This is a genomic window from Dyella sp. 2RAB6 (assembly GCF_052115385.1).
In the GTDB taxonomy this organism is placed as follows: domain Bacteria; phylum Pseudomonadota; class Gammaproteobacteria; order Xanthomonadales; family Rhodanobacteraceae; genus Dyella_D.
Genome location: NZ_JBFRGP010000015.1, coordinates 82,133 through 104,127 on the forward strand (window position 1 = coordinate 82,133; position 21,995 = coordinate 104,127).

At 65.1% G+C, this 21,995-nt stretch carries 25 protein-coding genes and 1 pseudogene; 20 read left to right on the forward strand and 6 right to left on the reverse strand.

The window, feature by feature from the left end; all coding sequences use genetic code 11:
- From AB4083_RS18170 to AB4083_RS18190, 5 genes are all read left to right on the forward strand, one after another.
- Positions 1 to 1,191 (forward strand): hypothetical protein, encoded by a 1,191-nt coding sequence (locus AB4083_RS18170; protein ID WP_441609701.1) that lies wholly within the window; start codon positions 1 to 3, stop codon positions 1,189 to 1,191.
- A gap of 92 nt (positions 1,192 to 1,283) precedes the next feature.
- Positions 1,284 to 2,114, forward strand: coding sequence for a PhzF family phenazine biosynthesis protein (locus AB4083_RS18175; RefSeq protein WP_441609703.1), 831 nt, complete (start codon positions 1,284 to 1,286; stop codon positions 2,112 to 2,114).
- Positions 2,115 to 2,251: 137 nt separating this feature from the next.
- Complete coding sequence (locus AB4083_RS18180) at positions 2,252 to 3,142, forward strand: hypothetical protein (protein ID WP_441609705.1); 891 nt, start codon at positions 2,252 to 2,254, stop codon at positions 3,140 to 3,142.
- Positions 3,142 to 3,942: an alpha/beta fold hydrolase gene (locus AB4083_RS18185; RefSeq protein WP_441609707.1), complete on the forward strand. Its 801-nt coding sequence runs from the start codon at positions 3,142 to 3,144 to the stop codon at positions 3,940 to 3,942. The genes AB4083_RS18180 and AB4083_RS18185 overlap by 1 nt, the downstream gene beginning before the upstream one ends.
- A 10-nt stretch (positions 3,943 to 3,952) precedes the next feature.
- The gene (locus AB4083_RS18190; protein WP_441609709.1) at positions 3,953 to 4,513 is read left to right on the forward strand and encodes a hypothetical protein; all 561 of its coding nucleotides are present in this window, start codon (positions 3,953 to 3,955) and stop codon (positions 4,511 to 4,513) included.
- A gap of 58 nt (positions 4,514 to 4,571) precedes the next feature.
- On the opposite strand, the gene AB4083_RS18195 is transcribed toward AB4083_RS18190, so the two are convergent.
- The gene (locus tag AB4083_RS18195) at positions 4,572 to 5,366 is read right to left on the reverse strand and encodes a PDZ domain-containing protein (protein WP_441609710.1); all 795 of its coding nucleotides are present in this window, start codon (positions 5,364 to 5,366) and stop codon (positions 4,572 to 4,574) included.
- Between the two features lie 126 nt (positions 5,367 to 5,492).
- On the reverse strand, positions 5,493 to 7,469 hold the full coding sequence (locus tag AB4083_RS18200) for a ferritin-like domain-containing protein (RefSeq protein WP_441609712.1): 1,977 nt from the start codon (positions 7,467 to 7,469) through the stop codon (positions 5,493 to 5,495).
- 213 nt (positions 7,470 to 7,682) lie between these two features.
- On the opposite strand from AB4083_RS18200, the gene AB4083_RS18205 reads away from it, so the two are divergent.
- From AB4083_RS18205 to AB4083_RS18220, 4 genes are all read left to right on the forward strand, one after another.
- The gene (locus AB4083_RS18205) at positions 7,683 to 8,507 is read left to right on the forward strand and encodes a plasmid replication/partition related protein (RefSeq protein ID WP_441609714.1); all 825 of its coding nucleotides are present in this window, start codon (positions 7,683 to 7,685) and stop codon (positions 8,505 to 8,507) included.
- A 113-nt stretch (positions 8,508 to 8,620) separates the two neighbouring features.
- Entirely contained in the window at positions 8,621 to 9,115 is a 495-nt protein-coding gene (locus AB4083_RS18210) for a nuclear transport factor 2 family protein (RefSeq protein ID WP_441609716.1), read from the forward strand.
- 135 nt (positions 9,116 to 9,250) lie between these two features.
- Positions 9,251 to 9,985 carry a hypothetical protein gene (locus tag AB4083_RS18215; RefSeq protein ID WP_441609718.1) on the forward strand — a complete coding sequence of 245 codons (735 nt, stop codon included), beginning with the start codon at positions 9,251 to 9,253 and terminating at the stop codon, positions 9,983 to 9,985.
- A gap of 154 nt (positions 9,986 to 10,139) precedes the next feature.
- Positions 10,140 to 11,609 (forward strand): alpha/beta hydrolase, encoded by a 1,470-nt coding sequence (locus AB4083_RS18220; RefSeq protein WP_441609720.1) that lies wholly within the window; start codon positions 10,140 to 10,142, stop codon positions 11,607 to 11,609.
- Positions 11,610 to 11,618: 9 nt separating this feature from the next.
- Here AB4083_RS18220 and AB4083_RS18225 read toward each other — a convergent pair whose 3' ends face one another.
- Together AB4083_RS18225 and AB4083_RS18230 are read right to left on the reverse strand one after the other, a co-directional pair.
- Entirely contained in the window at positions 11,619 to 11,846 is a 228-nt protein-coding gene (locus AB4083_RS18225; RefSeq protein WP_441609722.1) for a hypothetical protein, read from the reverse strand.
- 42 nt (positions 11,847 to 11,888) lie between these two features.
- Entirely contained in the window at positions 11,889 to 12,542 is a 654-nt protein-coding gene (locus AB4083_RS18230; RefSeq protein WP_441609724.1) for an O-methyltransferase, read from the reverse strand.
- Between the two features lie 92 nt (positions 12,543 to 12,634).
- Between AB4083_RS18230 and AB4083_RS18235 the strand changes: the two genes are divergently transcribed.
- From AB4083_RS18235 to AB4083_RS18280, 10 genes are all read left to right on the forward strand, one after another.
- On the forward strand, positions 12,635 to 13,267 hold the full coding sequence (locus AB4083_RS18235) for a TetR family transcriptional regulator (protein ID WP_441609726.1): 633 nt from the start codon (positions 12,635 to 12,637) through the stop codon (positions 13,265 to 13,267).
- Positions 13,264 to 13,524, forward strand: a complete 261-nt coding sequence (locus tag AB4083_RS18240) for an Imm32 family immunity protein (protein WP_441609727.1) — start codon at positions 13,264 to 13,266, stop codon at positions 13,522 to 13,524. Before AB4083_RS18235 ends, AB4083_RS18240 begins: the two co-directional genes overlap by 4 nt.
- 3 nt (positions 13,525 to 13,527) lie before the next feature.
- The gene (locus AB4083_RS18245; RefSeq protein WP_441609729.1) at positions 13,528 to 13,836 is read left to right on the forward strand and encodes a hypothetical protein; all 309 of its coding nucleotides are present in this window, start codon (positions 13,528 to 13,530) and stop codon (positions 13,834 to 13,836) included.
- A gap of 38 nt (positions 13,837 to 13,874) precedes the next feature.
- Positions 13,875 to 14,279 carry a hypothetical protein gene (locus AB4083_RS18250; protein WP_441609730.1) on the forward strand — a complete coding sequence of 135 codons (405 nt, stop codon included), beginning with the start codon at positions 13,875 to 13,877 and terminating at the stop codon, positions 14,277 to 14,279.
- A 135-nt stretch (positions 14,280 to 14,414) separates the two neighbouring features.
- Positions 14,415 to 15,581, forward strand: coding sequence for an AAA family ATPase (locus AB4083_RS18255; RefSeq protein WP_441609732.1), 1,167 nt, complete (start codon positions 14,415 to 14,417; stop codon positions 15,579 to 15,581).
- 80 nt (positions 15,582 to 15,661) lie between these two features.
- A complete protein-coding gene (gene dbpA, locus AB4083_RS18260; protein ID WP_441609733.1) occupies positions 15,662 to 17,041 on the forward strand; it encodes an ATP-dependent RNA helicase DbpA in 1,380 nt (459 codons plus the stop codon).
- 117 nt (positions 17,042 to 17,158) lie between these two features.
- Complete coding sequence (locus AB4083_RS18265) at positions 17,159 to 17,320, forward strand: hypothetical protein (RefSeq protein WP_441609735.1); 162 nt, start codon at positions 17,159 to 17,161, stop codon at positions 17,318 to 17,320.
- 239 nt (positions 17,321 to 17,559) lie between these two features.
- On the forward strand, positions 17,560 to 17,799 hold the full coding sequence (locus AB4083_RS18270) for a putative hemolysin (protein WP_441609737.1): 240 nt from the start codon (positions 17,560 to 17,562) through the stop codon (positions 17,797 to 17,799).
- A gap of 22 nt (positions 17,800 to 17,821) precedes the next feature.
- Positions 17,822 to 17,956: a hypothetical protein gene (locus AB4083_RS18275; RefSeq protein ID WP_441609739.1), complete on the forward strand. Its 135-nt coding sequence runs from the start codon at positions 17,822 to 17,824 to the stop codon at positions 17,954 to 17,956.
- A 142-nt stretch (positions 17,957 to 18,098) separates the two neighbouring features.
- Positions 18,099 to 19,463 (forward strand): amino acid permease, encoded by a 1,365-nt coding sequence (locus AB4083_RS18280; RefSeq protein ID WP_441609741.1) that lies wholly within the window; start codon positions 18,099 to 18,101, stop codon positions 19,461 to 19,463.
- Positions 19,464 to 19,574: 111 nt separating this feature from the next.
- Here AB4083_RS18280 and AB4083_RS18285 read toward each other — a convergent pair whose 3' ends face one another.
- The gene (locus tag AB4083_RS18285) at positions 19,575 to 20,402 is read right to left on the reverse strand and encodes an alpha/beta fold hydrolase (RefSeq protein ID WP_441609743.1); all 828 of its coding nucleotides are present in this window, start codon (positions 20,400 to 20,402) and stop codon (positions 19,575 to 19,577) included.
- 281 nt (positions 20,403 to 20,683) lie between these two features.
- A pseudogene (gene gnd / locus AB4083_RS18290) lies at positions 20,684 to 21,588 on the reverse strand (phosphogluconate dehydrogenase (NAD(+)-dependent, decarboxylating)).
- 98 nt (positions 21,589 to 21,686) lie between these two features.
- Here gnd and AB4083_RS18295 point away from each other — a divergent pair.
- Positions 21,687 to 21,917 carry a hypothetical protein gene (locus AB4083_RS18295; protein ID WP_441609745.1) on the forward strand — a complete coding sequence of 77 codons (231 nt, stop codon included), beginning with the start codon at positions 21,687 to 21,689 and terminating at the stop codon, positions 21,915 to 21,917.
- The last annotated feature ends 78 nt before the right edge of the window (positions 21,918 to 21,995 follow it).

Here is a 21,995-nt window from a genome sequence, read left to right on the forward strand (position 1 = left end):
ATGGAAGGCCTGACCCCCAGGGACATGGACGTGCTCGGCCACTACGCCCGCCAGGGCAACCGCGAGCGCTACTGGAACTACCTGGCCCAGCATCAGGGCGCCGACGGCTACGGCCTGCTCGCACTGGGCGCGGTGCGCAACGACAACACGCCGGGCGCCGTCGCCAACCTTTACGCGCAGAACTACGCCTACAGCCGCAACCACACCATCCTCAGCGAACGCGGCTGGGAGGAATTCGGCCAGGACCTGGTGCGGGTGGATTACGCACGCCGCGCCGCCCATTTCAACGGCGGCTCGCCGGAACTCGCGCTCAACCTGCCGGTGAAAGACGTGCAGGAAACCTATACCGAAGCGTTCGCGCGCAAGCGCATCGATGCCGACGCCTGGACTCCCAACCGCTTGCTCGACGCCGCCCGCCGCCACGGCGGCGAGGCCGCCACCGAAGGCGCCTGGCGCAGCATGCTCGATCAAGGCCGCCTCGGCGCCTGGCGCGGCTACGACACGTTCACCGCGGTGGTGTCCGCCTACGGCGACGACGAGATGCGCCGTGCCGAATACGTCAAGGACATGGGCGTGGCCTACGCCGGCGCCATCAGCGCCGCGCCGCAGGTCGATCCGAACCGCATCCACCGCGGCGCCGACCGTTATGCCTTCGACCCGCACAGCAAGGAGTGGCTGCACGAGGTTGCTGGCCCGGTCAGCGACCCCAAGGAGCGCGCCGAACTGGACGCCGCCCGCCAGGTGCGCCTGGAGCGCGAACAGAAGGCGCATGAGATCCACCCGGCCGACCGCTTTCGCGATCTCGCCAGCAGCCCGTTCGCGCTCGCCGGGCGCGAACCGGCGGCGCCGGCGGTGCACGAGCCGGGCACCAGCGCGAAGCTCGCCGCACGCGACATCGCGCCGGCGCTGTACGACGAACTGAAACCGCAGCTGCCGGCTACGTTGCCGGAAGAGCGCCTCGCGCAGATCACGCTCGCCGCGAAAGAAGGCGGCATCAAGGCCGGGCAAGTCCGCGCCGTGCTGGTGGAGAACGACACGGTCTACGTCGCCGGCCGCATTCCCGGCATGCTCGGCCAGGTCGACCTCGGCAAGCCCGCGCCGCCGCTGCAGGACAGCCTGCAGCGCTCGGCCGCGCTGGATCAGCGGCAGCAGGAAGGGCAGGCCGCGCAGCATGGGCCGAAGCTGGGATAGACGCCTGCTACCCGGGAGTGCCCGCACGCGGCTGAGCTAAAGTCCGGGCTTTCCCGTGCCGCGCGGTGCGGTCCGAACAAGGCTGGATACCGATGCGTGCGAAGCGTTTCACCCTGGTCGATGTCTTTTCCACCGAAGCGTTTCGCGGCAACCCCGTGGCCGTCGTGCACGACGCCGGCGGCATGTCGGACCAGGACATGCTCGGGCTCGCGCGCTGGACCAACCTCAGCGAAACCTGCTTCCTGCTGCCGGCGGACGATCCGGCCGCCGACTACCGTTTGCGCATCTTCTCCACGCTGCGCGAAATGCCGTTCGCCGGCCATCCCACGCTGGGTGCCTGCCATGCGTGGCTGGCGGCCGGTGGCGCACCGCGCGGCGAGGTCGTGGTGCAGTCGTGCAGCGTAGGCCTGGTCCAGGTACGCGCCGGGCAATCGCGGCTGGCCTTTCGCGCACCGCCCTTGCTGCGCGCCGGGCCGGTGGAGGAGCCGCTGCTGGCGAGCATCCTCACCGCATTCGGCCTGCATCGCGACGAGGTACGGCATGCCCGCTGGGTCGACAACGGCGCCGGCTGGCTGGCCCTGATGCTGGACGATCGCGCCCGCCTGCTCGGGCTGGCGCCTGACCTTTCCGGCCTTCATGGGGTTCCCATCGGCCTTTGCGCGCCCTGGCCGGGTGGCGATGCGTCGTTTGAAGTGCGCGCCTTTATCGGCGGCGATGCGGTGCCGGAAGATCCGGCCACCGGCAGCCTCAATGCCGGCCTCGCGCGCTGGCTGTTGGCGGAGGGCATGGCGCCGCCCTCCTTTGTGATCGCGCAGGGCACGGCGATCGGGCGGGCTGGCCGCATCCATGTGCATAGCGATGGAACCGAGGTATGGATCGGCGGTGCTTGCGTCACGCGCGTCGAGGGGCAGCTATTGCTTTAGGTGCTCGCGGCAAGCGCCGTCGGCGTGGTTGCGCAAAGCGCAACACGGTGATGATCTGGATGCTGTTCTTCCCATGCTCCGGCCTGGGCTTCAAGCTGTTAGCTTTGCCTTCTGTGCCGTAGCAAAGGGACGCTTTCATGAGCCAGCCGATCCGGGTGCTCCTGCAGACCACCATCCCAACCGCCACCGACGACTGGCATATCGGGCGGTTCTCCCTGCTTGCGCAGACGCTGGCGGCGGCGCGCGGCGCGGACGGTGCGCCGCTGTTCGAAGTCACCGCGCGCGATCGCGGTCCGGTGGGGCAGCCCGATCCCGTGCTGTCCGTGCTGGACCGGTCCGAGGTGGATCAGTTGTGGCTATTCGCCGTCGACGTCGGCGACGGTTTGCACGAGGCGGACTGCGAAGCCATCGGGCGCTTCCGCCGCCGTGGCGGCGGCATGCTGGTGGCGCGCGACCATATGGATCTCGGCTGTTCGATCTGTTCGCTGGCCGGCGTCGGCGCCGCCAATCATTTCCACACCCACAACGTGGATCCGGACCCCGCGCACCGGCATATCGACGATCGCGCGACCACCCATATCCTGTGGCCGAACTTCCATTCCGGCGCCAATGGCGATTGGCAGCACATCGTGGCCGTGGGCGAGCCGCATCCCGTGCTGCACGATCCCGACGAAGCGGGCGGCGTGCTGGCTTATCTGCCGGCGCATCCGCATGAGGGCGCGGTGGCCGCGCCGCCGGACGACGCCAGCGCGCGCGTGATCGCGCAGGGGCGCAGCAAGGCGACGGGGCAGGGCTTCAACCTGGCGGTGGCGTTCGAGGCCACCGAGCACAGCGGCCGGGCCATCGCGCAGTCCACCTTCCACCACTTCGCCGACTACAACTGGGACCCGCGCCTGGGCAGCCCCAGCTTCGTCAGCGAAGCGCCGGGCGATGCGATCCGGCACCACCCGCACGCACTCGATGCTACGCACCGCTACGTGCGCAATGTGGCGCTGTGGCTGGCCGGCCGCGACGTGGTGGCGGCCTGATGGACTTTCGCGACGATGACTTGAGCCACTACGCGGACCACGGCACGCCGCCGTTGCCGATCGCCGTGCGCGAGCTGCGCGTGGCCCATGCCGGCGCTTCGATCTGGTGTGGCGTGTATGGCGAAGGCGCACCGGTGCTGCTGTTGCATGGCGCGTTCAACCAGGCCGCCGATTGGAGCCGGCAGATCGCTGCGCTGATGGACGCCGGCTATTGCGCGATCGCCATCGACAACCGCGGCCGCGGGCGCAGCACGCTCGGCACGGAGCCGCTGAGTTACGCGCTGGAAGCGGACGAAGTATTTGCGGTGATGGACGCGCTGGCCGTGCCGGTGGCGTCGATCGTTGGCTGGAGCGATGGCGCCATCATCGGCCTGACCATGGCGATGAAGCATCCGCAACGTGTGCGACGCGTATTTGCGTTCGGCACCGTGATGCATCTGGATGGCTTGACCCCGCTGGACATGGACGACCCGGTGCTGGCGCGGATGTTCAAGCGCGTGAAGCACGATCACGCGCGCTTCTCGCCGGAGGCGGAGCGATTCGATGAGGTTGCGCAGGCCGTGGATCTCATGACGCAGTCGCAGCCCACTTATGACGATGCGGAACTTGCCGCCATCCGTGTACCGGTAGCGGTGGTGTCCGGCGAGCGCGATGAGTTCATCGCGCGGGAGCATACGGAACATCTGGCCAGGGTCATCCCGGACGCGCAGCTGATCTTTCTGCCGGGAGCGACGCACTTCGCGCTGTTGCAGTGGCCGGAGGAGTTCAATCGGGTGATGCTGGATTATCTCAGTGACTGATACATGCTTTGTGTCGAAGGGCGCGATGCGGCGATTTGCGCTCGTGTTTCTGGTGGCCGTGCTTGCCGGGGTGCCGGTCTCAAAAGCGAGAGCCCAATCGGAGACCGGGATCGGTGCCGATAAGCCTTGCGATCGCGTTTGCCAGCAAGCGAAAGTCCAGGCGCTTTTCGATCAGGCCGAGAAAGAAGCCATCGCCGATCGTCCAAAGCCGAGCCTGTCCTCGGAGTGTCTGGTCTTCGACGGCCACGACCACATCGACCCGTTGATCGATGTATGCGCAAAGCTCAAGTACGTGAGATCGCTGCCAGCAGGCGTCCGCACGCGATTTTCCTGCCCATCGGACACCCGCAGCTTGATCGGCCTGACGCTGGATCGCATTCGATCGATCTGGGGAGAGCCGGATTTCATCGACGAAGGGAAAAGCCAGATCGGTTCCCGTCCAGGCCCGTATTGGATGTACTTCATCGGAAGCCCCGTGCCGCTCGCTTTTGGCGGAGGCTTTCCCGAGCTGTCGCTTTATTACGACGACGCTGGAATCGTCAAGGACATAACCTGCTTTTACTCAAGATGACGGATCTTGGATTGACGCAAAAAAGGGCGCCTAAGGGCGCCCTTTTCGTGGGGCATGTTCAGTTAGCCAACTGAACCGTTTTCTCCAGCATCGTTCCATCCCGGTAGATCTTCAGCTTGACCAGTTTGCCGGGCGCGAAAAGATGCTCGGTTTCGCTGCTGGAAAGAGGCTGCCCATCGACCGAAACGATAATGTCCCCGGGAAAGATGTCCGCCTTGAATGCAGGCGTTCCATCGACCACCAGCTTTACCTCTAGCGCGCCATTGGTCTGGACAGCCTTGCGCTCTTCATCGGTGATCTGCCGGAACAAGGCGCCGAAGGCGTACTTTCTTTTGATGAGGAAGACCGCCGCGTAATCGAATCTGGCGGTAGTCACCGGTACGGCGATGGTCTGGGATCCGTAGGTGGTCGTCGTTGCGTGTCCATAGGCGGTGGCGGAGCCGTCGGAACCCACCACTTTGGCCATGCCGCTCGTATAGGACGTCGTTGCCGTCGGGACCAGTACCGGCACCACCATCGATTGAATGCCTGTGTACTTGGGGTCGACCACCACCACCAGGTCGGCCTGAAGCTTTACGGCCTGCTCCTGCGCCTGTGCATCGGTCGGCATATTGGAGCCGTTGAAAGAGGAATAGCCGATCGACATATAACCGGCGCGGTCATACCGCGTATAAAGGGCCTCCGCGGTGCCGCCGAAATGATCGACCAGGGGCGTCGCTGTCGGCGGATTGGCGCGGACCTTGGCGATGGTTTCCGGCGTTACGCCGTTTTCAGGGCGGTAGAATTTTGCGTAGTCGGAAACGCATCCCGAAAGAAGCACCACGCAAAGCCATAGCGTGTTTCTGGCCTTCATATTTTCCCCTGTTTTGAGCGAACCACGGTGACGCATTAGTTACTGTAAGTTCGGCAGGCGGCCAATGAGCTGCGCTATATCCGATATAGCTGCCGTTTGGCGAAACGGCCGGTTGCCGTCACGGATTTAATCCGCCACAAACCCGATCGTCGCATGCGTCCCATCGCAGAACGGCTTGTTCTTGCTCCCGCCGCACCGGCACAAGAACGCGCTGCTCACCCGCGCCACCATCCGCCCGGTGCCGCTGACGATCTCCAGGTTGCCGCGCACCTTCAACGGGCCGTTCGGCTGTGGCTCCACGTGCAAGGGCCCATTGCGCACGGCCAGCATGTCGGTGGCCTTGCCGGTCGGCGGTTCGCCGCTGGCGTTGAAACCCACCTCGTGATGCGAGCCATCGCAGAACGGCTTGTTCTTCGACGCGCCGCAACGGCATAGCGTGGCGCGGAATCCGGCCGGCACGCCGTTCAAATACAACTCGCCGCGGAACGCATAAGGCCCGGCTTCGCGGGTGCCGGCCAGGTTCACCGGCGGCGCGGTTTCGTCGGGGCGGCCATCGCGGCGCTGGTATTGGATGGCACCGGAAGGGCAGGCGTGGGCGATATCGGCCAGGCGTTCCACGTCCATGGTGTCCGGATGGATCCATGGCCCCTGCACATTGGCGAGAAAGACGGTGGGCGCGCCGGTGACGCAGAAGCGGGCGTGGATGCAGCGCTTGGTTTCGAACAGCAGCGTAAGTTTCTCGCCGTCGACGCGTTCGATGCCTGCTTCCACGGTGGTCGAAGGCGCGGGCGGTGCCGGTGCTGCGGTGATCGCCGGTGTCGGCACGCTGGCGCTGTTCGGCGCGCGATGCAGATCGAAACCACGCGTCGCATTCTGCGTCAGTCGCCCCAGCCAGGTCGCAGCCGCCTCGGTACGCGCGTCGCCTTGCTCGTTCAAGTGCACCGCGGCATCCGTCAGCTGCTGCAGGCGCTCGATAAAATAGCGCCGCGCGCCCGGCCCCGGCGGAAACGGCGACGCATCGCGCAAGGCAATGAACGACAGGCCCGCATGACACTGCGGATTGGACGGCCCCGCGGGCAGGCGCGCGGCGCGTTCGGCCAGCGGCGCGATCGCGCGCATCAGGCCCACGGCCAGGTCCACTGCCAGCGCCTTGTCCGGATCGGGCGACGCCACCGCATAGGCATAGCTGAGCAAGCGCAGCATCAAGCCGTACGCGGCGTTGGCCAGGTCGACCGTGGCGATGGCGCGCGCATCCTCGATCCACACGCGGCCCTCCGGGCGCGGCGGACGGCGCATCACCGGATTGGTGGCGGCGGGGAAGGCCGGCGTGAAATCAGGATCCTCAGCCAGCAGCGCCTGGTATTCGGTGCGGATCGCGGCGAACTTCCTGTAATGCGAGTCTTCGACATTCTCCAGCGCACCTTCGCCCTGGGTGACGATGGCGTCGAACGCGGCCAGCGCCGTCTTCAGGCAGATCACGCGTTTGCAACCCGGCAGGTTGGCGTCGGCATCGGTCAACTGCAATTCCGGCGTGCCGCACAGCGCGCCGGCTTCGCCATAGGTGTCGACCATGCGGCGCAGGCCTTCGCCGAGCTTCTCGTAGAACTGGCCCACGGTGTCGTAGTCCACGCCCATCGGCGTAAGGCGCGGGCCGTCGGCGCCGCGCACGAAGCTGCGGTCGGAAGTGAAGCCCTCGCCATCCGGTTCGTCGGAGCCGGCCGGGCGTTCCAGATAGATGAAGTGCTGCAGCGTGGCCACGTTGAACGGCGTCAGCTTCACGATCACGCCGGCCGGCAGCAGGCCCGGGTCGAGCGGGAAATTGAAGCGGCCGATGCGCGGCGCGCCACCCAGTGCCACGGTGATATTCCACACCGCCACCAGATGGCCCATTTCCTCGGTCGCCACCTGCAGGATGGCGCGGCGCCAGCGCGATACGGCTTCCAGCTGCGTCGGCGTCAACCCTTCGTCGACTGAAGTCTTCAGCGAGAAGGCGGCGTACAGATAGGTGCACATCAGGCAGTGTTCGAGCTCCGCCGCCTCGTACAGGGCATGCAGGGCCTGCTCGCGGGTGGGCGCGGCGAGGTGCGGGTGATTGCTGGCCATGGGCTGGCTTCCCGGATGAGCTTGAGAGGGAGAGATCGAGGTTACTCCGCCACGCAAGATAGCGCGCCGTGGCGGCTGCGTGGAAGCCAACCGCCGTCACATGCGCCCGGTTGGCAAGGCCGGCGAGAGGGCAAATGACGCTCCGCGTCAAGGCAGCGCGCGCGCCTCGCCCTCTCTACAATGCGCCCCCTTTGCCATTCCGGAAGACACGCAATGACGGACCTGGTCGTCAACGAGGAACTCAAGGCCTATATCGACCCCATGACGCCCGACGAGTACGAGGCGCTGGAGCGCAGCATCCTCGCCGAGGGTTGCCGCGACGCGCTGGTGCTGTGGGGCGACACCCTGGTCGACGGCCATCACCGCTACAGCGTCTGCCGCAAGCACGACCTGCCGTTCCAGACCATCCAGCACGCGCGCTTCCAGTCGATGGAAGACGTGCATCTGTGGATGATCGAGCAACACCTGGGGCGGCGCAGCGTTTCGCCGTTCCAGCGCGGCGTGCTGGCGCTACGCAAGCGGGAGATCCTGGCGGCGCGGCGGGGGCGGAGCAGGGAGGTCGAGGAAGAGGCGCCGCCTTTCGAGGTGGATGCTGTCGCGGAAGCGCGGGCCGACGTCGTCGCCGTGGAAGCTCCCGCAACCGTGCCCAGCCGCGAAGACCTGGCTCGCGAAGCGCGCCTCAGCCATAGCCAGGTCGGCCTGATCGAGAAGATCCAGAAGCAGGCCACCGAGGAAGTGGTTGCCGCGGTGAAGTCCGGTGTCCTGTCGATCAATGCCGCTGCCGCCGTGGCCAGCCTGCCGGCCGAGGAGCAGCGCGCGGCCGCCGAGGCGGGCGGGAAGCAATTGAAGGAAGCGGCCAAGCGCGTGCGCGAGGCCAAGCGCAAGCCGCGTCAAAAGGAGCGCGAAGAAGCCGAGGGCGTTGCGGAACCGGTGGAGATGAGCGAGCGCGAAGAACTGCTGCAGCTGCGCCAGCGGGTGGCCGAGCTGACCGCGGAGAACCAGGACCTGCGCCAGCAACTGGCGCAGTTGCAAGGCTGAGCCGGGATGCCATCAGGCATGCTGTGCGGGTGGCCCTGAAGGCTTAGGCTTCCAGGGCCGACGGGCAGGGCGGTGATCAACCGTCAGGCTATGCAACCGACCAGGAGCCTTCCATGTCCGACTCACGCCGTTCGCGTCTTGCCCTGTTGCTGTTCCCGCTGTTCGTGTGCGGCGTGGCCCAGGCCGCCACGCCTTCGGCCATCCCGGAAGGCGATGCGCTGGTGCGCACCGTCAACGAACTCGATAAGAAAGTCTTCGACGCATATAACCATTGCGACCTGAAAACCTTCGGCGATTACTTCAGCGCCGACGTGGAGTTCTATCACGACAAGGCGGGCCTGATGGCCGGCCGCGAGCCGGTGGTCGAGGCTACCCGCCGCAATATCTGCCACAAGGTGCGGCGCGAGCTGGTCGGCACGCTGGAGGTGTATCCGATCAAGGATTACGGCGCGATCGAAACCGGCACGCACCGTTTCTGCGAGATCGCCACCAAGACCTGCCAGGGCGAGGGCAAGTTCCTCCATATCTGGCGTTACCAGAACGGCCAATGGCAATTGACGCGGGTGGTCAGCTACGACCACCACAGCATCGAGAACGGCGGGAAGTAAGCGCGATCCGGGTTGCCTGAACGGCAACCCCCTTCGCCCGCTGTCCAGGCCCGGCCCGGCGGCGCCTTCACACTATGCTGTGCGAGCATCGTCGATCGACCAGGGGGACCGGACTGGTGGCCGAAGGGTGATCCCATGAGACTGTCTGGCGTAGGTGGAGGGCTGCTCGCGCTGCTCGCCTTGCTGTTCGTAGGGCTGCTGGTTGCGGTGGCGTTCTATACGGAAGCCGTATCGCCGAAGGAGCTGGCGACCTGGACGTTCCCGTTCCTGGGCACGCTGCTGGGCGCGATCCTCGCCTTCAAATACCAGGGCATCAATGAAGCCATGCGGCGCGAAGAGCTGCGTGCCGGCGCGATCAATCGCGCGATCCTGGTGCTGGTATCGCAGGCCCATTACCTGACCACGGTGCAGGCCGAGTTGTCCAAGGGCAAGGACAGCTGGCACCAGATTTCCAATCTCCGCGCTTTCCCCAGCCCACCCAGCAGCCATGCGCGCCAGCGCGCGGAAGACCTGACCTTCCTGGTGGAGCGGGGCGATGCCCACCTGATCGTGGAAGTGGAAGCCTCGCAGCGCCGTTACGACGATTGCATTCTGCACCTCAATATCCGCAACGACCTGTTGTTCGAGATCGTGCACCCGATGGCCGCGCGCGCCGGCATCATGGGCAAGCCGATCACCATGGAGCAGTTCAAGCAGGCCCTGGGGGAGATGCATTTCGCGCGCTGGGAGACCGCGGCGACCAATGTCTACCAGGCCATTCCCGCCACGCTGGAGGCGATGCCCAAAGTGGCGGTGAAGCTGCGCGATGCGGGAAAGAAGTGGTTTCCGCGGCGGAAGTTTATCGAGGGGATCGATCTTCCCGTGGCTTGAGTGGCGCCGCCCCTGTGCAGGGGTGACGAAAGTACGTTGACACGAAGACATTCGTCCGCTGAAGCTCCGCGCTATCGCCACCGGAGTCTGACGTATGCCGCGCAGCTATCCGCCGAGGTCGATCGTCGCCATGTTGCCGTTATGGCTGGCATGCATGGTTTTCTCTTCAAGCGCTTCTGCCGCCTCGCCGAAAGCCGGCGACATCGTCGTCCAGAGCGGCGTGGTGCAGGCCGCGGACGGCTCGTCCGTTCCCTACGAAGTCGGCACGCTTTACGTGCCGGAGAATCGCCAGGCGCCCGGCAGCCGGATCATCGGCGTCGGATTCGCACGCTTGAAGGCGAAGACGCCCACCGGCGCGCCGCCGGTGTTCTGGTTGCCGGGTGGCCCTGGCCTCAGCGTGTTGGATGCGCTGGACAGCAGCAGCCCCGCAGTCCGTGCACGGCTTGCATCGTGGCTGACCTATGCCAGCGTCGGCGACCTGGTGGTGATCGAGCAGCGTGGCTATACGGTGCGCGGCGAGCGATTGGAGATCACCGCGCCAGCCGAACCGCTGGATCGCCCCGCCACCATCGCGGCGGATATCGCCGGCACCATCGCGCTGGCCAAGGCCGCCGTGGCCGCACATCCGGACAAGGACCTGTCCGGCTACACCATCGCGGCCTGCGCGGAAGACGTGAACGATCTGCGGCGCGCGCTCGGCTACGACCACCTCAGTCTGTTCGGCGGCAGCTTCGGTTCGCAGTGGAGCCTGGCGGTGATGCGCCTGCATCCGGAAACCGTGGCGCGCGCGGTGCTGTCGAGCGTCGAGCCGCTGGACTATGGCTACGACATGCCTTCGCAGGTCTTCGCCGCGATGCAGCGGATCGCGTTCGACGCCGACAAGGACGCAGGGTTGGCGCCTTACCTCCCCGAAGGCGGCTTGATGGCGGCGGTGCGCACGCTGGAAACGCGCTTCGCCAAGGCGCCGGTGCGCGTGAAGGTGAGGGGCAGCGACGGGAAAGAGCAGGCCATCGTGCTCGGGCAGGTGGATTTCCAGTCGGCGCTGCTGGAGCAGGCCGGCGATGCGGAAAGCTGGCCCGCGTTCGTCCTGTCGCAGTACTACGGCCATCACGAGGCGTGGGCGCAGGAGGCGATCGAAGACCGTCGCGCCAAGCCTTACAAATTGATCGGCCCCTTGATCGACACCAGCCTGGGCGAAACGCCCCAGCGCGAATTCCTGCTGCGCAACGATCCGGCGGTCGCCATGCTGGGCACCGGCGGTTTCGCCAGCTATATCGCTTCCGCCAAGGACTGGCCCACGCCCGACATGGGCGATGCGTTCCGCGCATTCGCGCGCAGCGACATTCCCGTGCTGCTGGTGCATGGCGATTGGGATACCTCGACGCCGCTGGAGAACATGCTGACGCAGCTGGCCTACTTTCCGCATGGCCGCGGCATCGTGGTGCATCGGGGCGGCCACGATGGCGTGTTCTATCAGCTGCGCAACGAACCGGCGGCCAAGAGCGCCGTGTATGCCTTCCTGCGGACGGGTGAACTGAACGACCTGCCGACGGAGGTGACCTTGCCGGTGCCGGCGTTCAAGCTTCCGCAGTTCGCGCCGCCTGCACGGCAGTCGGCGCGATAAGCCCGCGGGTTACTGCGTGGCGGGCTGGGCGGGTCCGTCGATGAGGCGAACTGCATCGTCAACCGCACGCTCGAGGAAGGCGAGCACCGCATCCCCCTGGTCATCGATGCCCAGCTCATAAGCCGTCTTCCCAAAAGGCGTGATGGGCGTTCGAAAGAACCACTCCCAGATCGCCTCCCGGTCCGGCTCGATCCGTTCCGCCAGCGCAAGGATGTGGAGCAGGAGACTATTGCTCATCGTTGTCCTCCGCGGCCCGTCTTAAGGCCGATCAGATCGCCATCAGCCGAGCCGCATCGACAGCTCGACATCGTCCGCGAACGGCACCGACAGATAACCGCTCGCCGGGGAACGCACGCGCTCCAGGTATTCCGGGCTGTAATCGGCGTTATCCGCCACCACCAGCGCGCCAGGACGCAGGCGGCTTTCGAGCAGGCTAAGCACCTCCGGGTAAAGCGCTTTCGCGCCGTCGAGCAAGACCAGATCGATCGACTCCGGCAGATCCGCGCTCAGTGTCTTCAGTGCGTCGCCTTCGCGAATCTCGACCAGGTCGATCACGCCGCCAGCTTTCAAATGCTCGCGTGCCTGCGCCACCTTGGATGGTTCGAATTCCGTGGTGATCAGGCGGCCGCCACCGTTGTCGCGCAAGGCGGCCGCCAGATGCAGGGTGGAAATGCCGAACGAGGTGCCGAACTCAACGATGTTCCTTGCGCGGCAGCCACGCGCCAGCATGTAGAGCAATTGTGCTGTTTCGCGCGACACGGGAAGCCACAGATCCTTCAGGCGTCCATACAGATCGAGATATTCGGTCTTGCTGTGCATCAGCCGCGACAGTTCCTCGCGCGGGAAATCGGACCAGTTCGGGCTGTTTGCCTTGGACTGCGCGAACAGGTCATCCAGCAGCGGGGCGAGCGGGGCGGTGGTAAGGGTAGTCATTTGGTTTTCTCCGGGACTTGCATGTTCGTTGCGGGGCCGGATTAGAATGCGACTAATTCGTCAGGTTTCCTATTCGCATTGCCGGAGCCGTCATGGCCGAACGTCAAAACCCCAGGATTTCCTCGCGAAAACAGCCTAAACAGGCGCGCTCGAACGAGCTCGTCGCCGCCATTCTGGAAGCGGCTGCTCAGGTTTTGGCGAAGGAGGGCGCCCATCGTTTCACCACGGCGCGCGTGGCCGAGAAGGCCGGCGTCAGCATCGGCTCGCTGTACCAGTACTTCCCGAACAAGGCGGCGATCCTGTTCCGCCTGCAGAGCGACGAATGGCAACAGACCACCGGCCTGCTGCATGAAATCCTGCAGGACCAGCGCAAACCGCCGCTGGACCGCCTGCGCGCGCTGATCCACGCCTTCCTCCGCTCCGAGTGCGAAGAGGCCGCCATGCGTGTGGCGCTGAGCGATGCCGCCCCTCTCTATCGCGATGCGCCGGAGGCGAAGCAGGTGAAGGCCTCGGGTGAGCGCGCGATGCAGGCCTTCATGCGGGAGGTATTGCCCAAGGCGCCGAAAGCGAAGCGGATGATGGCGGGGGAGTTGGTGAAGGCGACGATGAGTGCGGTGGGGAAGGAGTTTTCGGAGAGTCCGCGCACGGATGGGGAGATCAAGGCTTATGCGGATGCCATGGCCGATATGTTTTGTGCTTACCTTAAGGGGCTTGGTGCCCTATGAAGATTTATGGGTATATCGACGAAGAGATGTCGGTCGAAGAGAAGGGGCCGAAAGTGCTGGCGGAAGTCACCCTCGTCGCCAGTCCTGAAGAGCTGAGGAAAATGGCTTCCTTTCTGCTCGCTTCTGCAGAAAGCATGGAGAGCATGGGCGCTTCGTACAATCACGAGCATCTGGCCGATAAACAGCCTTGCTTTGTCGATTCGCCGGAACTGATCGTGTTCAACCCCGTCCACATCCATCGCGCACATGGCACCTGACCCATGCTCAAGCACCCCGTCATCCAGCTTGGCGACCTCCGTCGCGTCATCAATGGCCTTCTCGAGCACGCCGAACGTGTCCATGGACCGGAGCTTGCACTGGACCGCGATTACTTCTGGCAAATCGGCAGCGAGGCGGTTTACGACGTCCAGACTCCCATCACGGAGGTCCGGGAAGTTGGCAGCCTCGGCGACAGCTGGGAATTTCTGCTGAGTCTTCTCGACAGCGACATCAAAGAGGACGGGCCGTCCCTGATGCTGATGCACGCAGCTCCTTTGCTGCGCTACATTGCGGAGACGATCGAGCGCTAGCTGGTTCGAAAGCGCTGTCGGCAGCTCAGGGGAAAACCGTGGAAGAAAAGAAACCGACGGCATTCGAGTGGGCGTTGTACGGATGGCTCTGTCTCAACGTCGCCATCGGAATCCACGTGATTGGCGGTGGGGTAGTCATCTATGGATCAGGATGGAGGGTTTGGACGCTCCTCCCCATCGGGCTGATCTCGGCAGGTCTCCTTATATGGCGCCTGCTCAAGCCCACCTGGATAACGCTTGGCCTGGCCGCCGTGTTCTATCTGTTCCAGGTCGTAGAGGTGAGGCTCCCCGATGGCCTTTATGCATTCCAATTGGGCCTGACGGTGAAATATCGGGTCTTCGATGATCCGGATCTAGTGGTCAGGATCAATTTGCTGGCAATCGTCACCGCCTGGTTATTTGGATTGGCTGCTTATCGGCGTTTTGAAGAGGAGGGGCCGTAGCGGCGCAGCTTGCGATTCATGTTTTTGCGCAGGTGGTGCTCCAGTCATTGATTCTTCCCGTCTCACCGGATGAGCCGCCCGCCATGGACCATCCCCGACATCCCACCCACGTGGGCTCCTGCTCGGACGCAACCCATGATCAACACCCTGGCCATCGCCAACTACCGCTCCCTGCTCTCCCTCACCATTCCACTGGGCCGGCTCAACCTGATCACCGGCGCCAATGGCAGCGGCAAGTCCAACCTCTATCGCGCCCTGCGTCTGCTGGCGGAAACCGCGCACGGCGGCGTGGTGAGTGCGCTGGCGCGCGAGGGAGGATTGTCGTCCACCTTGTGGGCGGGGCCGGAAAAGATCACGCGCCGCATGCTCACCGGCGAAATACCCATCCAGGGCCTGCCGCGGCAGGAACCGGTAGCGCTCAAACTGGGCTTTGCCGGTGACGATTTCGGTTATGCGATCGACCTGGGTTTGCCGCCGCCCTCCGATGCTCCAACGGCTTTCGAGTTCGATCCGCAGATCAAGCGCGAAGCGATCTGGGCTGGCCCGTTCCTACGTCAGGCCAACCTGCTGGTGGATCGTCGCGGTGCCATGGCGCGCGCAAGGGATGGCCGCCAATGGCGTGTAGTCGCCGAACATCTGAACGCCTTCGAGAGCCTGTTCACCCAGCTCGCCGATCCGGAACGTGCGCCGGAAGCGATGGTGATGCGCGAATCGATCCGCCAGTGGCGCTTCTACGACCATTTCCGCACCGACCGCGACGCGCCTGCGCGCATGGCGCCGCTGGGCACGCGCACTCCGGTGCTCAGTCACGAAGGTGGCGATCTGGCGGCTGCGTGGCAGACCATTGTCGAGATCGGCGACACGCAGGCGCTGAACGCGGCGGTCGAGGACGCCTTTCCCGGCGCGTTCGTCCGCGTCGACACGGATGGCGGGCGTTTCAATCTCCGGTTCACCCAGCACGGGCTGCTGCGCCCGCTTTCCGCCGCCGAGCTCTCCGACGGCACGCTGCGCTATCTGCTGTGGATCGCCGCCCTGCATACACCGAGGCCGCCGCCGCTGATGGTGTTGAACGAACCGGAGACCAGCCTGCATCCCGACCTGCTGCCGGCGCTGGCGCGCTTAATCGTGCAGGCTTCAACGCGCAGCCAGGTCTGGGTGGTGTCGCACGCGGGGCGCTTGATTGCGGCGCTGAAGGAGGCAGCGGGATGCAACGAGGTGGCGCTGGAAAAGAACTTGAGCCAGACGCGAGTGGTGGGGTTGAAGGAGTTGGAGGAGCCGGCGTGGTATTGGCCGGAGCGGTAGGCACCTCTCTTCAATCGTTCTGATCAAGCCGCCGCTGGCCGAAAAGGCACGATGCGCCACCGCTCATGCGATGATGTCGCATGACCGCCTTCACCACGCTCCCCCTCAAGCCCGCCTTGCTCGCCAGCGTCCAGGCGCTGGGCTACGACGAGATGACCCCGATCCAGGCGCAGAGCCTCCCGCCCATGCTGGAAGGGCGTGACGTGATCGCGCAGGCGCAGACGGGCAGCGGCAAGACCGCGGCGTTCGGCCTGAGCCTGCTGCAGTCGCTGAACGTGGAGACGATCCGCTTGCAGGCGCTGGTGCTGTGCCCGACGCGCGAGCTGGCCGACCAGGTGAGCAAATCCATCCGCAAGCTCGCCGCGAACATCCCCAACGTCAAGCTGCTGACCCTGTGCGGTGGCATGCCGCTGGGGCCGCAGCTGGCCTCGCTGACGCACGACCCGCACATCGTGGTCGGCACGCCGGGCCGCGTGCAGGAACACCTCAAGCGCGGCAGCCTGCATGGCGGCGGCATCCAGGTGCTGGTGCTGGACGAGGCCGACCGCATGCTGGACATGGGCTTCAGCGAGGCGATCGACGACATCGTCGGACGCATTGCCAAGCATCATCAGACGCTGCTGTTTTCGGCCACGTATCCGGACGACATCCGCGAAGTAAGCCGGCGCCTGCAGCGCGATCCGGTGGAAATCACCGTGGAGGCACCGGCCGAAACGCGGCCCGCCATCGAACAGCGTTTCGTCGAGGTCGACCCGGCGCGCAAGCTCGATGCGCTGGCGCAGTTGCTGACCGGCGAACGCGGCCAGCACGCCCTGGTGTTCTGCAATATGCGCCGCGACGTGGACGCCGTGGCGCAGGATCTGGATCAGCGCGGCTTTTCCGCACTGGCCCTGCACGGCGATATGGAGCAGCGCGACCGCGACGAAGTGCTGGTGCGATTCGCCAACCGCAGCTGCGCCGTACTGGTGGCCACCGACGTGGCCGCCCGTGGACTCGACATCACCGCCTTGCCGCTGGTGCTCAGCTACGACATCGCCCACGATCCCGACACCCATACCCACCGCATCGGCCGCACCGGCCGCGCCGGACAGACCGGCCTGGCGATCACCCTGTGCACTCCCCGCGAGAAGCCGAAGGCCGACAATATCGAACAGGTGCTCGGCCAGCCGCTGGCATGGCAACCGCTCAAGCTGTCACCGCCGCGCGGCAAGACCTTGAACCTGGCGCCGATGAAAACACTGGTGATCGACGCCGGCCGGCAGGACAAGCTCCGCCCCGGCGACATCCTCGGTGCACTCACCGGCGACGCCGGCCTCAAGGCGGACGACGTCGGCAAGATCGATGTGTTTGCCACCCGCGCCTACGTGGCGGTCAGCCGGGCCTTGGCGAGCAAGGCGCTGGAGCGCTTGCGGGCGGGCAAGATCAAGGGGCGTAACTTTCGGGTGCGGACCTTGGGTTGATGCGGCAGGTTTGAGATTCGCAGGCTATTGCTCTGTGCCCGCCATTTGGCGGGCTGGGTGCGGGATACGGACATCAGGTCAGGAATATGAGCCCACAGAGATGGGAAGTATCTCCTCATGAATCACGGCCAGCTGATTCGCGAAATCAGCGCGACGGAATACGCGGGATTCAAGGCCGAAGAAGTGCGCGGGTTCTCGGGTCATTGGATGGTGTTTTATTTCGTTCCGGCGGCTTATTTCCTGTTCGATCTCGGCAGGCGCAGGGGCGAAGCGCAATAAGCATTGTCGGGACCTCCACACGTTATGGAGGAGGGCGATTACCCATGACTTGGCTCCAGCGATCTGCCGGGCCGGGAATTCGGCAAGTTCATACGTATCGGCCCGTATATCGACCGGGTGCTTTTCGCCGGCACCCTTCCACGGGCTGTCCTGCTTCTCTATTTCGCGCAGTCATAGGCGCGCTGCCCCGGCTTACGCCGTAGACTCCCCCAGCCTTACTTTCCAGGGATTATCGCGCCATGAAGACTTTCGTCCTCGCGCTCCTGATCACGCTGCTGGCCGCGTGCACCTCGCCTGCCGAGCGCGCTGCCCCCACCGGCGCAGCCCAGTTGGCTAACCCGGCCTCGGTCTACTGCCAGCAGCTCGGTGGCAAGTTGGAGATCGTCAAGGGCAAGGACGGCGGCGAATCGGGCTATTGCACGCTGCCCGGTGGCGAACGTATCGAGGAGTGGGCGCTGTTCCGCCGGGATCACAAATAACGGTGATCGACAGGCGCCTCGCATGTGCCGCGACCCCGCGCTCATTGCACGGGATGCAGGTATCGAGGGCCGCGAGGCGTTGCATGGCGTCGTGAATCACGACGACCCAAGCTACAAGAATATCGGCCCTGACCTGTTCAATAACCTGGAACACTGAAGCCGCGGGCACTTGCAGTTGCCCAGGTCAATGGCTTCAATCGGCCGGTTCGAGCCAAGATCGAACGTCCAAGCGATCGGTGGACCGGGGCAGGGGCCCGGTTTGCCGAACAATCCAAGCTGTCCCCAGCACGGGAAACTCCATGCAAACCAACGAATCGCTTCACCGCGGCCTGCAGGAACGCCATATCCGCCTGATGGCCCTGGGCTCGGCCATCGGCGTCGGCCTGTTCCTGGGCTCGGCCAATGCGATCAGGCTCGCCGGCCCGGCCATCCTGCTGTCCTATGTGCTGGGCGGCCTGGCGATCTTCATCATCATGCGCGCGCTCGGCGAGATGGCCGTGCAGAACCCGGTGGCCGGCTCCTTCAGCCGTTATGCACAGGATTATCTCGGGCCATTGCCGGGTTATCTCACCGGCTGGAATTACTGGTTCATGTGGATAATGACCTGCATCGCGGAAATCACCGCGGTAGGCGTCTACATGGGCGTGTGGTTTCCGGATGTGCCGCAATGGATCTGGGCATTGGCGGCGCTGGTGACCATGGGCGCGGTGAACCTGGCCGCGGTCAAGGCCTATGGCGAGTTCGAATTCTGGTTCGCCATGATCAAGGTGGTAACAATCGTGCTGATGATCATCGGCGGCGGCGCCATGATCGTGTTCGGCCTCGGCAACCATGGTACGCCCACCGGCATCAGCAATCTTTGGGCGCATGGCGGCTTCATGCCCAACGGCGTCAAGGGCATGCTGATGGCGTTGCAGATGGTGATGTTCGCCTACCTGGGCGTGGAAATGATCGGCCTCACCGCCGGCGAGGCGGATAACCCGAAGAAGTCGATTCCCGACGCGATCAACTCGGTGTTCTGGCGCATCCTGATCTTCTATGTCGGCGCGCTGTTCGTAATCCTGTCGATCTATCCGTGGAACGAGCTGGGCACGCACGGCAGTCCGTTCGTGATGACCTTCGAGCGGCTGGGCATCAAGTCGGCCGCCGGCATCATCAACTTCGTGGTGCTGACCGCGGCGCTGTCGTCCTGCAACGGCGGCATCTACAGCACCGGCCGCATGCTGTTCAACCTGGCCCAGCAGGGGCAGGCGCCGCGCGCCTTTGCAGTGACCTCGCGCAGCGGCATTCCGTACTGGGCGATCCTGGTTTCGCTGGCCGCCTTGCTCCTCGGCGTGCTGCTCAACTACCTGGTGCCGGCGCAGGTGTTCGTGTGGGTAACCTCGGCGGCGACCTTCGGCGCGATCTGGACCTGGGCCATCGTGCTGATCACGCAGATGAAATACCGCCGCAGCCTGAGCGCGGCCCAGTGTGAGCAACTGGTGTTCCGCATGCCGTTCTTTCCGTACGCCTCGTATCTGGCGCTGGCCTTCCTGGTGCTGGTGATCGGCTTGATGGCTTATTTTCCCGACACGCGGGTGGCCTTGATCGTGGGGCCGTTGTGGCTGGTGTCGTTGACGGTGCTGTACTACGTGTTCGGGCTGGGTCGGAAAGCGATCGTTTAGAAGGCTGCCGGCAGGGCCTTGGTCTGAGCAGGCTGGCGGGCAGCCGTCTGCCGATAAGGCCCTATCAACGCAACAGGCGGCCCCGCTGCTCGCGAGGCCGCCTTCACTGCATCAGCTCTTGATGAACGCCAGGATGTCGTTGTTGATGACATCCGCGTGCGTCGTCGCCATCCCGTGCGGAAAGCCGGGATAAATCTTCAAGGTGGCATTCTTCAGGATCTTCGCCGACAGCACGCCGGCATCCTGGTACGGCACCACCTGGTCGTCGTCGCCGTGCAGCACCAGCGCGGGCTGCTCGATCTTCTTCAGGTCCTCGGTGAAATCGGTTTCCGAGAACGCCTTGATGCAGTCGTAATGGGCCTTGGTGCCGCCCATCATGCCCTGCCGCCACCAGTTGCGGATGACGCCCTCGGAGACCTGGGCGCCAGGACGGTTGAAGCCGTAGAACGGACCGGCCGGGATATCCAGGAAGAACTGCGCGCGGTTGGCGACGAGCTGCTTGCGGAAGTCATCGAACACTTCGAGCGGCGTGCCGCCGGGGTTGCTGGCGTTCTTGACCATGATCGGCGGCACCGCGCCGATCAGCACGATCTTGGCAGTGCGCTGCTGGCCATGGCGCGCCACATAGGCCGCCACTTCGCCGCCGCCGGTGGAATGGCCGATATGGATGGCGTCGCGCAGGTCCAGCGCTTCGGTGAGCGCCGCGAGATCGGCGGCGTAATGCTCCATGTCGTTGCCGCTATCGGTCTGGGTGGAACGACCGTGGCCGCGGCGGTCATGCGCGATCACCCGATAGCCGTGATCCAGGAAGAACAGCATCTGCGCGTCCCAGTCGTCCGAGGACAGCGGCCAGCCATGGCTGAAGACGACGGGCTGGCCCTTGCCCCAGTCCTTGTAGAAGATTTCGACGCCATCTTTGGTAACGATCTTGTTGGTCATGGCTTTGGACTCCGTGGATGGATGCTGAGGTCTTCGCAGTCGCCGGCATGGTTCCTGCGCTGCGAAGACCGCGAGGATATCGCCAACGAGCAGGGTTGCTGAAGCGCTTTGCGGGAGACACCGTGTTCGCTGATTCGCACGGCGGGCGCTGTGTTCAAGTCATGAAGCATGTATCGGATGTGCTACGTCTTCGTGACCCGGCCGCATGGTCGTCGCCCGCTTGAGCGACCATCATGCATGCGTGCCGCCACCTTCCGTGCGCGCCGCTCGCCCGGTGACGGCTATTCCCTGGTGATGGCGTGCCCGCCAAACTCGTTGCGCATCGACGCCAGCAGCTTGTCGGCGAACGAATCCTTGTCGCGCGAACGCAGGCGTTCGATCAACGATTGCGCGATCACCGGCGTTGGCACATTGAGCTCGATCGCCTCATCCACCGTCCAGCGGCCCTCGCCGGAATCGGGCACGTACGGCGCGATGCCGGCCATCTGCGGGTTCTTCTGCAACGCGTCGGCGTGAGGTCGAGCAGCCAGGAACGCACCACGCTGCCGTGGCGCCAGATCTCGGCGATCTGGTGCAGGTCCAGATCGAACTCGGTCTTGTGCTTGAGGATGGCGAAGCCTTCCGCATAGGCCTGCATCAGGCCGTACTCGATGCCGTTGTGGACCATCTTGGTGAAGTGGCCGGAACCGACCGGGCCCACCCGCGCCCAGCCGCGGTCCTGCGCCGGCGCCAGCGTTTCGAACAGCGGACGCAGGCGTTCGATCGCCGCTTCGTCGCCGCCGATCATCAGGCTGTAGCCTTCGTCCAGTCCCCAGATGCCGCCGCTGGTGCCGCAATCGACGTAGGCGATGCCGTGTTCGGTAAAACGTTTCGCGCGGCGTAGCGTGTCCTTGTAGTAGGAGTTGCCGCCGTCGATCACCGTGTCGCCCGCGCCAAGCAGCGGCAGCAGGATGTCGAGGCTGGCGTCGGTGGGCTCGCCCGCCGGCACCATCAGCCACAGCGTGCGCGGCGCGGGCAGGGCGCCGACCAGCGCTGCGAGTGATGGCGCCGATGCGGCGCCCTTGTCTTCGAGCGCTTTGCGCGCCGCCGGCTGCGGATCGAAGCCGACGATCGCGTGTCCACCGCGCATCAGGCGCTGCGCCATATTGGCGCCCATCCTGCCCAGGCCGATCATGCCGAGTTTCATGCTGCGTTCCTCGAGTGGGTTGTCAACGTAGAGGGGCATGATGAACCATCCGCCGAGCACGCGGCATGCAGATGCCGCGAAAACCCGAGGAGCGCCCCATGGCCGAACGTCCCCAGCAGCCCGCGTCAGCGGGTTTCGTCGTGCTGCAGCAGACCGCCACCGGACATTGGCGACTGCTGGGCGAAGTGCAGCGCAAGCCGGGCCTCGCGGCACAGGCGGCGCGCACGCAGGCGATCCTCGAGGCGACGGGTGGCAAGGCGAAGGACGGTGAGATCTATGCCGCCGTGCTGCGCAGCGAATGGCGCGTAGCGCAGAAGTGGGGCCCGTAGGCGCGCTCGTCCGGCCTGCGCCGGGACGACGTCGATGGAAACGGGCGGTGTGGCTACCAAGTTGCGGCGCACGGCCGG

What these genes read in the sequence shown, in the direction of transcription:
- AB4083_RS18185 (WP_441609707.1), top strand. Translation starts at nt 3,142, where the DNA reads ATGGACTTTCGCGACGATGACTTGAGCCACTACGCGGACCACGGCACG.
- AB4083_RS18170 (WP_441609701.1), top strand. Translation starts at nt 1, where the DNA reads ATGGAAGGCCTGACCCCCAGGGACATGGACGTGCTCGGCCACTACGCC.
- AB4083_RS18295 (WP_441609745.1), top strand. Translation starts at nt 21,687, where the DNA reads ATGGCCGAACGTCCCCAGCAGCCCGCGTCAGCGGGTTTCGTCGTGCTG.
- AB4083_RS18210 (WP_441609716.1), top strand. Translation starts at nt 8,621, where the DNA reads ATGTCCGACTCACGCCGTTCGCGTCTTGCCCTGTTGCTGTTCCCGCTG.
- AB4083_RS18235 (WP_441609726.1), top strand. Translation starts at nt 12,635, where the DNA reads ATGGCCGAACGTCAAAACCCCAGGATTTCCTCGCGAAAACAGCCTAAA.
- dbpA (WP_441609733.1), top strand. Translation starts at nt 15,662, where the DNA reads ATGACCGCCTTCACCACGCTCCCCCTCAAGCCCGCCTTGCTCGCCAGC.
- AB4083_RS18275 (WP_441609739.1), top strand. Translation starts at nt 17,822, where the DNA reads ATGTGCCGCGACCCCGCGCTCATTGCACGGGATGCAGGTATCGAGGGC.
- AB4083_RS18175 (WP_441609703.1), top strand. Translation starts at nt 1,284, where the DNA reads ATGCGTGCGAAGCGTTTCACCCTGGTCGATGTCTTTTCCACCGAAGCG.
- AB4083_RS18225 (WP_441609722.1), bottom strand. Translation starts at nt 11,846, where the DNA reads ATGAGCAATAGTCTCCTGCTCCACATCCTTGCGCTGGCGGAACGGATC.
- AB4083_RS18215 (WP_441609718.1), top strand. Translation starts at nt 9,251, where the DNA reads ATGAGACTGTCTGGCGTAGGTGGAGGGCTGCTCGCGCTGCTCGCCTTG.
- AB4083_RS18180 (WP_441609705.1), top strand. Translation starts at nt 2,252, where the DNA reads ATGAGCCAGCCGATCCGGGTGCTCCTGCAGACCACCATCCCAACCGCC.
- AB4083_RS18240 (WP_441609727.1), top strand. Translation starts at nt 13,264, where the DNA reads ATGAAGATTTATGGGTATATCGACGAAGAGATGTCGGTCGAAGAGAAG.
- AB4083_RS18205 (WP_441609714.1), top strand. Translation starts at nt 7,683, where the DNA reads ATGACGGACCTGGTCGTCAACGAGGAACTCAAGGCCTATATCGACCCC.
- AB4083_RS18285 (WP_441609743.1), bottom strand. Translation starts at nt 20,402, where the DNA reads ATGACCAACAAGATCGTTACCAAAGATGGCGTCGAAATCTTCTACAAG.
- AB4083_RS18280 (WP_441609741.1), top strand. Translation starts at nt 18,099, where the DNA reads ATGCAAACCAACGAATCGCTTCACCGCGGCCTGCAGGAACGCCATATC.
- AB4083_RS18255 (WP_441609732.1), top strand. Translation starts at nt 14,415, where the DNA reads ATGATCAACACCCTGGCCATCGCCAACTACCGCTCCCTGCTCTCCCTC.
- AB4083_RS18220 (WP_441609720.1), top strand. Translation starts at nt 10,140, where the DNA reads ATGGTTTTCTCTTCAAGCGCTTCTGCCGCCTCGCCGAAAGCCGGCGAC.
- AB4083_RS18270 (WP_441609737.1), top strand. Translation starts at nt 17,560, where the DNA reads ATGAAGACTTTCGTCCTCGCGCTCCTGATCACGCTGCTGGCCGCGTGC.
- AB4083_RS18265 (WP_441609735.1), top strand. Translation starts at nt 17,159, where the DNA reads ATGAATCACGGCCAGCTGATTCGCGAAATCAGCGCGACGGAATACGCG.
- AB4083_RS18245 (WP_441609729.1), top strand. Translation starts at nt 13,528, where the DNA reads ATGCTCAAGCACCCCGTCATCCAGCTTGGCGACCTCCGTCGCGTCATC.
- AB4083_RS18200 (WP_441609712.1), bottom strand. Translation starts at nt 7,469, where the DNA reads ATGGCCAGCAATCACCCGCACCTCGCCGCGCCCACCCGCGAGCAGGCC.
- AB4083_RS18195 (WP_441609710.1), bottom strand. Translation starts at nt 5,366, where the DNA reads ATGAAGGCCAGAAACACGCTATGGCTTTGCGTGGTGCTTCTTTCGGGA.
- AB4083_RS18230 (WP_441609724.1), bottom strand. Translation starts at nt 12,542, where the DNA reads ATGACTACCCTTACCACCGCCCCGCTCGCCCCGCTGCTGGATGACCTG.